This window comes from Colwellia sp. TT2012 (assembly GCF_001440345.1).
Lineage (GTDB): Bacteria > Pseudomonadota > Gammaproteobacteria > Enterobacterales > Alteromonadaceae > Colwellia.
Genome location: NZ_LJYX01000031.1, coordinates 1 through 7,801, shown reverse-complemented (window position 1 = coordinate 7,801; position 7,801 = coordinate 1). Strand labels below are relative to the sequence as shown.

General features: G+C 36.4%; 5 protein-coding genes. All 5 read right to left on the bottom strand.

The genetic code is table 11. The annotated features are described in order from the left end of the window. Positions 1-1,097 precede the first annotated feature (1,097 nt). A complete protein-coding gene (locus ASU03_RS18185; protein WP_057833204.1) occupies positions 1,098-1,397 on the bottom strand; it encodes a DUF3088 family protein in 300 nt (99 codons plus the stop codon). Positions 1,398-3,078: 1,681 nt separating this feature from the next. Continuing rightward, the gene (locus ASU03_RS18170) at positions 3,079-3,453 is read right to left on the bottom strand and encodes a hypothetical protein (RefSeq protein WP_057831329.1); all 375 of its coding nucleotides are present in this window, start codon (positions 3,451-3,453) and stop codon (positions 3,079-3,081) included. A 138-nt stretch (positions 3,454-3,591) separates the two neighbouring features. Further along, positions 3,592-3,870, bottom strand: a complete 279-nt coding sequence (locus ASU03_RS18165) for a hypothetical protein (protein ID WP_057833201.1) — start codon at positions 3,868-3,870, stop codon at positions 3,592-3,594. Between the two features lie 1,035 nt (positions 3,871-4,905). Continuing rightward, positions 4,906-5,250: a hypothetical protein gene (locus ASU03_RS18160; protein WP_057833200.1), complete on the bottom strand. Its 345-nt coding sequence runs from the start codon at positions 5,248-5,250 to the stop codon at positions 4,906-4,908. A 1,543-nt stretch (positions 5,251-6,793) separates the two neighbouring features. Beyond that, the gene (locus tag ASU03_RS18155) at positions 6,794-7,195 is read right to left on the bottom strand and encodes a hypothetical protein (protein ID WP_057833199.1); all 402 of its coding nucleotides are present in this window, start codon (positions 7,193-7,195) and stop codon (positions 6,794-6,796) included. Positions 7,196-7,801 lie beyond the last annotated feature (606 nt).

Below are 7,801 nucleotides of genomic sequence, written 5' to 3'. Positions count from 1 at the left end.
AGAAAGTAGCGATAATCGCGTGTATTAGAAAGCTAGTTATCACGCTCAATTCGATGGTGAGAGATGGTGTCTACTGGGATCCTAAAATGAATTAAATATTAGGGTTTGACACCATAGTCACTTGTTAGATGCAACGCTGGTTGAATCAAGCTTTGCACGAACTTAAAGGCACTGTAATTAATAACTTAGCCGTGAATTTTTACGCTACTCACAACTGCTCGAACAAAATTAATAGCGTTGCCACCTTTGAAAAAGGTAAAAGAGGCAATGCTTATTAGTGATTAAACTGAACCTGATTTAGCGTAAAACTAAAAAGATTGTCTTGCTCTAATACTCAGGTTTTAACCGCATATAACGCCCAATTAACGGGCTAAGTAATAGTTGGCCATACTTGTGAACGGAGTGAACGCGGCCAACTGTTGCGTGTCCTGTTAAATTGCTTGTTAGATGCAATACTGGTAAAACCAAGCGATACAATAACTTAAAGGCACTGTTAAATAAACATTAGCCTCTATTTTGAGCCATACAAATAACCGACTGAGAACGAATGGTTGTGCAGTAAACGATAATTAAACCGAATGACCGTGCAAAACCTATTCGTGGTAAAACATAAAAGCCTGATTTGGCGAAACGCAAAGGTTTTGCCCTAAAGCCAGTTTTTAAAAACATATAACGCCGCTATAAGCGGCTAAGTACAATTTGCTAAACTGCGCGAAGCGCGAGCAAACTGTACGTGTCCGTTTGATGGCCTTGTTATATGCAACGCTGGTAAAACCAAACGATACAATAACTTAAGACACCGTAATAAAACAACCTAACCGTGAACTTTTACGCTACACGATAAAGGTTGAACAAAATTAATAGTATTGCCACCTTTGAAAAAGGTAAAAGAGGCAATGCTTATTAGTACTAATACAAACCCGTTTTAGCGAAAAACACTGAACTAGAAAGCACTTTATCTAAAGCTAATTTTTAATAGCATATAACGCCCAAATAACAGGCTAAGTAATGGTTGGCTAAAATTGTGTAGCGAAGCGAAACGTAGCCAACTGTTACGTGTCCTTGTTGATTTTCTTGTTAGGCTTACTTTACTCGAACTATGGGTGTGCCGCCGCCCCACCAAATTCATTTGCTAAATAGTTAATAATTTCCACTGGTTCAGTGATCGTCGTATTATTTTCAAGTATAAGTACGGGAAGCCATTGGTTATCTTTACCTAAAATATCCACGACTTCTTTTCTTGGTTTTGGGAACTCTATACGGCGAACTTCCACCATATCCTCCCAGTGAGTATTTACTGATAATGCACCTTCAATAAGTGCACAATGTGAACATATCCACATTTTTCCAGGACCATCTTCAAATGGCATTTTTAAAACAAATAATTTTGGTTTCATCAATTACGACTCTAAGTTGATATGCGCAAATTGTCTGTAAGCCTAACGCCTAAATAACAGGCTAAGTAATGGTTGGCTAAAATGTGTAGCGAAGCGAAACGTAGCCAACTGTTACGTGTCCTTGTTGATTTTCTTGTTATATTTTTGTATTACAAAACTGATACTTACAAACAATACCAGATATAAAAACAAATTGGAAAATACATTAAAATAGCGCATACCACCCAACTTAGGCAACAAAGAATTTAAAATAGGTAAACTTGGAAATATGAAGAAAATTAAAATTGTTGAGCCTAAAAAGGAGTATATAAAGTACCTTTGATTTTGTAGTTTATTTACTAGAAATGCGCACAATAATGTAAATACAAAAATAAGGGGTAACTGTAACCAAATAATTAAAAAGACTGTTTCTACATTTCGGCTTAAACCGTCATGACCGAATACTAAGTTAGTAAAGTCTGCAAATAATAAAACCCAGCTTTCATTTTGAATAGTTAACCATTCTCCGTTTAGAAATACAGAAGTAACAATACCTAAAATGATCACCAAATATTTCAAATTCTACAATCCTTGAGAAAAATATAACGCCCAATTAACGGGCTAAGTAATAGTTGGCCATAATTGTGAACGTAGTGAGCGCGGCCAACTGTTGCGTGTCACGTTGAATTGCTTGTTATATGCAACGCTGGTAGAACTAAGCTTTGCACTAACTTAAAGGCACTGTAATACATAATTAAGCTGTGAATTTTTACGCTACTCACAACTGATTGAATAAACTTAATAGCGTTGCCACCTTTGAAAAAGGTAAAAGAGGCAATGCTTATTAGTAATTAAACTGAACCTGATTTAGCGTAAAACTAAAAAGATTGTCTTGCTCTAATACTCAGGTTTTAACCGCATATAACGCCCAATTAACGGGCTAAGTAATAGTTGGCCATACTTGTGAACGGAGTGAACGCGGCCAACTGTTGCGTGTCCTGTTGAATTGCTTGTTAGATGCAATACTGGTAAAACCAAGCGATACAATAACTTAAAGGCACAGTTAAATAAACATTAGCCTCTATTTTGAGCCACACAAATAACCAATATAGAACGAATGGTTGTGCAGTAAACAATAATTAAACCGAATGACAGTGCAAAACCTATTCGTGATTAAACATAAAAACCTGATTTGGCGAAACGCAAAGGTTTTGCCCTAAAGCCAGTTTTTAAAAACATATAACGCCGCATTAAGCGGCAAAAAATTGTTGGTTATAATGTTTGAGGCACGAAAAACAACCAACTGTTTTTTGTCCGTTTAAATGCCTTGTTAGCAGTGTGCCTATGCAAACACCACTAGCCAAAATACACTTAACCAACTCTGTAATTATTGATTTATTTGAAACCAATAATGTTTCACTAAACACAAAAGCCAAAGCAGCAAGTGCTGACTTTTGATAAGTAATTTTAATCCGTGGAATACTGCAACCGCAACAAATTAGGCGCGAGGATTGCGGTATTAAAATTACTGGTTAACACTGAAATCTCAGCGCCGAGTATAAAAGTTTTATATTTTATTCTCGAAACTGCTAACGCCATTTTAAGCGGCAAATTACAGTTGGCTAAAATAAGTGAGGCACGAACAAAAAGCCAACTGTAATTTGTCCGTCTTGAAAATTCTTGTTAGGTGCAAACTTTAATACTACCCTTTAAGCCACCTTTTCGCTGTGATTTTTTCAAGTTTTCTTCTGTACTTTTTTTGAGAAAACTCTTCTGCATTTCCATTTAGGACATCAAAGATATCTTCTGAAATTAGCGCACCAATAGCGTGGATTGCTTCATGTCGATTCAAACCTTGCCTTGTAAGTTTAGCAATAGTTTCAGGTATCAATTCAATCCCCAGAGCTAATTGATTTTCAACTAGCACATGGATTGTTGAATGTAAGCTTAAAGCTTCATCAACCATTTCAAGGTCTAACTCTGAGTGAAAGTCATGAACCAGTTCAATTCGTATAGCTTCATCAAGTGCTAACCAATTTTTAGAATTTACTGGTTGATCAGGATTGTATTTATCCATAGTTGCCTCGAATGCATAAGTTTATTTTGCACCTAACGCCTAAATAACAGGCTAAGTAATGGTTGGCTAAAATTGTGAAGCGAAGCGAAACGTAGCCAACTGTTACGTGTCCTTGTTAATTTTCTTGTTATACGTAAACTACTTGCCGTACTTTAAATCAAACAACTCCCTTAGCAACTTGGTACGCTCTACGCTTGATCGCGAAACGCTAAATATCATTACAGCAAAGACAACAATAATAATAGGTGTCGAGGTACTAGTGTCTGTCCACATTGCCCAAATCCCATAAGCGAGTAGCATACACGGAGTAATAGCGTCAAAGCCAAGCATCTTAATCTTTTTCTCAATACGCTGAATTTGCTCTATCTTTTGATATTCAGTTAGAGCTTTGACATCTTCGATTGAATTCAACTCCATCTGCTGAATCTCCTTTACGTATAACGCCCAAATAACAGGCTAAGTAATAGTTGGCTAAAATGTGCGAGGAACGAAGCGCGGCCAACTGTTGCGTGTCCTAGTTTATTTTCTTGTTATGTTTAATCTTGCAAACTAGCTAAATTACTTTTTTACTAACTTTGCAATTTGGATCAACCTTTTTTGTATCACAAAATGGCTTTTCAGGTTGTACTAATATTTGCTGCCCACGATGGCCAACTTTAACCGCTGTGCAGGAAAATAAAAATAAAGAAAAAATAATAACAGTAAATCTAAACACAAGTATTCATCCTTAAACATAACGCCCAAATAACGGGCTAAGTGGTGCTTGCTAAAATGTGCAGCGAAGCGGAAACGAGCAAGCTCTACGTGTCCCTGTTGATTTGCTTGTTAGTTGCAACACACTTTCAATATGTACAACAATAACTTAAACGCACCGTAATGAAAATACCAAACCGTGAATTTGAGCCATTACGCTCACTATTTAAAGCGAATAGTTACGCTAATACACCTTTCAGAAACGTGATGAAAGTGACTAACTTATTCGCGGTAAAGCACCAAACAGTGAATTGGTGAAACTGAATTATTTAGCACTTATAAGATGTTTTTTATTAGCCAACTAACGCCCAAATAACGGGCTAAGTAATACTTGCTAAAATGTGAAACGAAGTGGAACCGAGCAAGTGTTACGTGTCCCTGTTGATTTGCTTGTTAGTTGCAACATACTTTCACCAAGTACAACAATAACTTAAACGCACCGTAATGAAAATACCAAACCGTGAATTTGAGCCATTACACTCACTATTTAGAGCGAATAGTTACGCTAATACACCTTTCAGAAACGTGATAAAAGTGACTAACTTATTCGCGGTAAAGCACCAAACAGTGAATTGGTGAAACTGAATTATTTAGCACTTAGACGATCTTTTTTATTAGCCAACTAACGCCCAAATAACAGGCTAAGTAATAGTTGGCTAAAATGTGCGAGGAACGAAGCGCGGCCAACTGTTGCGTGTCCTAGTTTATTTTCTTGTTATGTGTCTTTAATGCATACCTAAAAAGTTTAACTTGAAGTAAAGCTACAAAAAAAGCAGTAATGCCAAAAAAAAGATATGAACTTTTAAGTACACTCAAATGCTTATCTATTTTCAACTCCGATTCGGCAACAAGTTTTAATCTGGAAGCGATTTCAGAGTTTGATAGTTCGTTATTTTCTACCAGTTCTGCAAATGTATAACTAGCAGCTGCTAAACCCCCATTTGAATCTAATATTTCGATAATAAAAATACCAAACCAGCAAAGCCCTAGTAAAGGAATTATTGACAACATAAAAATAGCGGCCAAATATTTTAGATTATCCATAATAAAACACCAACTCTAGACACATAACGCCCAAATAACGGGCTAAGTAATACTTGCTAAAATGTGAAACGAAGTGGAACCGAGCAAGTGTTACGTGTCCCTGTTGATTTGCTTGTTAGTTGCAACATACTTTCACCAAGTACAACAATAACTTAAACGCACCGTAATGAAAATACCAAACAGTGAATTTGAGCCATTACACTCACTATTTAGAGCGAATAGTTACGCTAATACACCTTTCAGAAACGTGATAAAAGTGACTAACTTATTCGTGGTAAAGCACCAAACAGTGAATTGGTGAAACTGAATTATTTAGCACTTATAAGATATTTTTTATTAGCCAACTAACGCCCAATTAACGGGCTAAGTAATAGTTGGCCATAATTGTGAACGTAGTGAGCGCGGCCAACTGTTGCGTGTCACGTTGAATTGCTTGTTAGTTGCAACACACTTTCAATATGTACAACAATAACTTAAACGCACCGTAATGGAAATACCAAGCCGTGAATTTGAGCCATTGCACTCACTATTTAGAGCGAATAGTTACGCTAATACACCTTTCAGAAACACACAAAAAATGACTAACTTATTCGCGGTAAAGCACAAACAGTGAATTGGTGAAACTGAATTATTTAGCACTTAGGAAATAGTTTTTGATAGCCAACTAACGCCGCATTAAGCGGCTAAAAATTGTTGGTTATAATGTTGAACGGAGTGAAAACAACCAACTGTTTTTTGTCCGTTTGAATGCCTTGTTAGCTATGTGATTCATAACCATCACTAGCGCACGTGGCTATCTCTGCTTGGCTTACACCCATTAACTTTTTATACTGCGCATCTAACGCCCAATTAACGGGCTAAGTAATAGTTGGCCATAATTGTGAACGTAGTGAGCGCGGCCAACTGTTGCGTGTCACGTTGAATTGCTTGTTATATGCAACGCTGGTTGAACCAAGCTTTGCACTAACTTAAAGGCACTGTAATACATAATTAAGCTGTGAATTTTTACGCTACTCACAACTGATTGAATAAACTTAATAGCGTTGCCACCTTTGAAAAAGGTAAAAGAGGCAATGCTTATTAGTGATTAAACTGAACCTGATTTAGAGTAAAACTAAAAAGATTGTCTTGCTTTAATACTCAGGTTTTAACCGCATATAACGCCCAATTAACGGGCTAAGTAATAGTTGGCCATAATTGTGAACGGAGTGAACGCGGCCAACTGTTGCGTGTCCTGTTAAATTGCTTGTTATATGCATGCTGGTAAAACCAAGCGATACAATAACTTAAAGGCACAGTTAAATAAACATTAGCCTCTATTTTGAGCCACATAAATAACCGATTTAGAACGAATGGTTGTGCAGTAAACGATAATTAAACCGAATGACAGTGCAAAACCTATTCGTGATTAAACATAAAAACCTGATTTGGCGAAACGCAAAGGTTTTGCCCTAAAGCTAAGTTTTTAAAAACATATAACGCCCTGTTAAGGGGCAAATTGTAGTTGGCTAAAATAAGCGAGGAACGAGCAAAAAGCCAACTGTTATTTGTCCCGCTTGAACAGCTTGTTAGCTGGTTTACCTCTAATGTGCCATCGAAGATAATAGCCAACCATTAGGCCTATTAGCCCTCCAATTAAAGACATTATCGAAGGATCCCAGTAAATTTCACCAAGGACTCTACCTATAAAACCCGATAAAACAATAGAAATACAAATAACCAATTTATCATTGTTTATTTTTTGTATCGCAAATTCCATTAGTAGACTGTACAAAAGAGATGGTATTCCGGCAAGTACGATAAAGCCCAATATAATAAAAGGAATAAGCACTATGGATCCAACCTTAAAACTAGTTAGAAGCATTAATACACAATATAGTAGCCCACCTAAAATTGGCGGTATAGCAGTGCCTAATAATATGCGTTCCATTCTGCCTGAAAACATCACCTATCCTTGACCTAACCAGCTAACGCCTAATTAACAGGCAAAAAATAGTTGGTTAAAATAAGCGACGAAGGAGCAAAAACCAACTGTTTTTTGTCCTTGTTTAATTTCTTGTTAGGTACACGTTACTACAGTTTAGCTTTTGTATACAACAAGATACCTACGATAAAACCCAACAATCAATAACAGCAATGACATTACACCAAAAACAATATATAAGTTAATTGTTTGCTGATTTGAGAACACTATAAATTCGATTAGCAGTGTCGGAGTTAATAACAAAACAGGAAGTAAAAAGCTTAAAAAATGAGACAGACGATCCCAAGCTAAAATAGCTTGGCAATGACTACATTGATATTGATTGCCTAAAAGGAATGACTTAGCTTTTTTTAATAAAGTTAAATCGGTTTTATTATTGCAACTAGGACAAACTTTTTTCATTTTAGAAGTCTACTCAACCCGTGATTATTCGGTGTACCTAACGCCGCATTAAGCGGCAAAAAATTGTTGGTTATAATGTAGAACGGAGTGAAAACAACCAACTATTTTTTGTCCGTTTGAATGCCTTGTTAAGTGGTTTTATCACCAGCAATATGACTATTTCAC

Coding starts and splice junctions, on each gene's coding strand:
- ASU03_RS18185 (WP_057833204.1), bottom strand. CDS start 1,397: ATGAAACCAAAATTATTTGTTTTAAAAATGCCATTTGAAGATGGTCCT.
- ASU03_RS18170 (WP_057831329.1), bottom strand. CDS start 3,453: ATGGATAAATACAATCCTGATCAACCAGTAAATTCTAAAAATTGGTTA.
- ASU03_RS18165 (WP_057833201.1), bottom strand. CDS start 3,870: ATGGAGTTGAATTCAATCGAAGATGTCAAAGCTCTAACTGAATATCAA.
- ASU03_RS18160 (WP_057833200.1), bottom strand. CDS start 5,250: ATGGATAATCTAAAATATTTGGCCGCTATTTTTATGTTGTCAATAATT.
- ASU03_RS18155 (WP_057833199.1), bottom strand. CDS start 7,195: ATGTTTTCAGGCAGAATGGAACGCATATTATTAGGCACTGCTATACCG.